This window comes from Plesiomonas sp. (genome assembly GCF_051650925.1).
Classification (GTDB): domain Bacteria; phylum Pseudomonadota; class Gammaproteobacteria; order Enterobacterales; family CAMTGL01; genus Plesiomonas.
Genome location: NZ_JBOFRH010000455.1, coordinates 1 through 2776, shown reverse-complemented (window position 1 = coordinate 2776; position 2776 = coordinate 1). Strand labels below are relative to the sequence as shown.

General features: G+C 44.6%; 2 protein-coding genes and 1 other annotated feature. Both genes read right to left on the bottom strand.

Annotation, left to right across the window (positions count from 1 at the left end; all coding sequences use genetic code 11):
* Positions 1–148: 148 nt before the first annotated feature.
* Positions 149–1306, bottom strand: a complete 1158-nt coding sequence (gene pheA, locus ACRC27_RS11050; RefSeq protein WP_438622508.1) for a prephenate dehydratase — start codon at positions 1304–1306, stop codon at positions 149–151.
* Between the two features lie 57 nt (positions 1307–1363).
* Positions 1364–1498 (bottom strand) — a sequence feature (Phe leader region).
* Between the two features lie 245 nt (positions 1499–1743).
* Entirely contained in the window at positions 1744–2118 is a 375-nt protein-coding gene (gene raiA / locus ACRC27_RS11045) for a ribosome-associated translation inhibitor RaiA (protein WP_438622509.1), read from the bottom strand.
* Between the last annotated feature and the right edge of the window lie 658 nt (positions 2119–2776).

Below are 2776 nucleotides of genomic sequence, written 5' to 3'. Positions count from 1 at the left end.
TGGTGCACCGCAGTTAAATCCAACCGGTGGCACTTGTTAGTTTGGCAGTCTATCGGTTGCCGCGTTTGCAACATAAAACTCCCCGCGCTTTATGGGATCAGTGAATTTAGGGCGGGGAAGATCTTAGCAAGCTAACAGTAAAAGAACATTACGCAATCTGTGTGGGGATCACCGTTTCGGTTGGATAACAGCCAAGCACCTTCAGATAACGCGTTTGCTGTGTCAGGCTGGCAATGGCAGCCTGCATCTGTTCATCTTGTACGTTGCCCTCGATATCCAAATAAAACATCTCTTCCCACGGATGACCATTAATCGGACGAGATTCGAGTTTTGTCATATTGATACCGTGATCGCGCAAAATGAGCAGCGCCTCAACCAGTGATCCGGCTTGTTGGGCGGTTGACATAATTAGCGTGGTTTTGGCTTGTACCTGTGGGGCGACATCAATCGGATTACGGGCTACCACAATAAAACGGCTGATGTTCTCTTGCTGGTTGGCGATACCATTTTTGAGTGAAACCAGACCGTATAACTCACCGCCTTCAGCACTGCTGATTGCCGCAACATGGGGTGATTGCAACTGCGCCACTTTCTGCATCGCGTGTGATGAGCTTTCACAAAACTCCAGTTGTACTTGCCCAAAGGTGGCCAGAAATTGGCTACATTGCTGAATTGGCTGCGGGTGGCTGTAGACCGTATGAATCTGCTCAATACTCTGTACATCATGGGTGGCCAATAAACAGTGCTCTATCGGGTGGGTTAGCTCACCCACAATGGATAATTGTGTGTGTTGCAGCAAATCATAGACATCATTGATAGATCCCGAACTGGTATTTTCAATCGGTAGCACGCCGTAATCTGCCTCACCAGCTTCCACACACTGCAAAATTTCAGCAAAGGTGCGGCAACTAATGTCAATAATGCGCTCTTGGTGGCGCAGTGCATACTTGCGTGATGCTAGATGTGAATATGAGCCGCGCATTCCCAAAAAAGCCACACGGGTAAACTGATGGGTTTCAGGATTTAACTGTTTTTGCAGATACGCCTGCTGGGTGAGCACCGAATCTTCAATAATGGTGTGGTAGATCTGCGTGATGTAGTGAGCATCAAGCTGTAAATCCTCACCGTAACGGATTAATGTTGCCAGCAGCTCTTGCTCGCGAGCAGTATCACGCAGCGCGGTCTGTGTGTTTGCCTTACTGCGGGCCACCTCAAGTGCCAACTGCTTGCGCTCTGCCAGTAATTTTAACAGTGAGCGATCAAGCTGCGTAATGTGTTGGCGGATCCCGTTTAAATCTTGAGTCATGGCCTGCATCCTTGGTATCAGCAAAAAAATAAACAAAAAAGGGTGAGTAAAAACAGTAAAAAAAAACCTCCCGTAGAGGGAGGCTTACTGTTCGTCTTTGATTTGTTTTTAACGCAAGTCGTACGAGCAGCCCCCTAGCGTGCGGCACTAAAGCTAAAAAAGAAATCAAAGAAAAACAGCGTCATATTCATATTTATTCCTATACCTCTTATCTCTGGATCACACCAGCATACAATAAGTGCCGAGTGTGAGATGTTAACAGTTGTTGAAAAACGTTGATGTCTTAAAGTAGCGAGAAGGGGAGGATATTGTCAATTTTTTTATCTGTGAGAATTTGGGTTTATTGATAAACAAAACGCACCGTAAACGGTGCGTCAGTCGTATGTTTAATATGTGCTGTTAAGGTGTAGATTGTTAAAACAACAGCATTTGTGTATTTAAAACGCCTCTTCCTCTTCATCAGAGATCGCTTCTGCAGTGTCATCTTGCACTCGGTTTGACTCTTTAACGCTCTGCGTTGAACGGCGAGACTCGTTCTTGTGCTGCAATTTATTTAGCTGACGTTCTAGTTTTAGCAGCATCTCATTAATTGCCGCATACATATCAATATGTTGTGCACTTGCAACCAGTTGTCCGTTCGCAATACCGATATTTGCTTCTGCAATAAACTCGCCTTGTGGATTTTTGCTCAAGATCACATGCGGTTTAATCAGCGGAGTTTGCCATTTTTCTAACTTAGCCAGACGGTCTTCCACGTGCTCACGAATTGCCGGGGTGATGTCCATTTGTTTGCTAGTAATGTTAACTTTCATAGGCTTACCTCTGTGTCTGTACCGCCATTGGGCTTAACTTCAGAATACTCAATCAGAATAAATAAAGTGTGATTCAGATCACATTACTGTGCTGAGTTATCTTCAGAGCAACAAAGTGTGATGCTGGCGGATAAAAACAGAGAAGATTACTTGCTGTTCTTTTTTGGCTGAGGCAGGATAGGAAAATTAGGGCAATAAATGGAATCGGCTTGTTGATTTCTTTCGCTTTTAAAACAGTGTGTTGATGAAAAATTGTGACGTTGTTCTCCTCTGCTTTGCCGTTGTGTCTCGTTCATATTGCTCAAGCCCCCCTTCTTTTGTTTGCGGATAACTCTTGTCAGTGAATAACTTCTGTTAGCGGATAGCGCCGTGATTGAGAATTTGGCAACTGACTCTCTGTTTCGCGTTGTTGTTAAATATCCCATTTAGTTTTTATTCTGCCGCTGATGACTCCCTCCATCTGAGCCGGTAGTTATCAAAGACGATGCTAAAATTACAATAAAAAAAAGCGCACTGAAAGTCAGTACGCTTTTGTCGGGTTTTACATCACCCAATTCTTGCCGTTCTTACAGCATTCGCCACCATAACTGCAGCGTCATTTTTGCAAATAACGTTTATACTGCGATACAGCCTTGCACACGCCAGAGCAAAGGGTGAT

What these genes read in the sequence shown, in the direction of transcription:
- raiA (WP_438622509.1), bottom strand. Translation starts at nt 2,118, where the DNA reads ATGAAAGTTAACATTACTAGCAAACAAATGGACATCACCCCGGCAATT.
- pheA (WP_438622508.1), bottom strand. Translation starts at nt 1,306, where the DNA reads ATGACTCAAGATTTAAACGGGATCCGCCAACACATTACGCAGCTTGAT.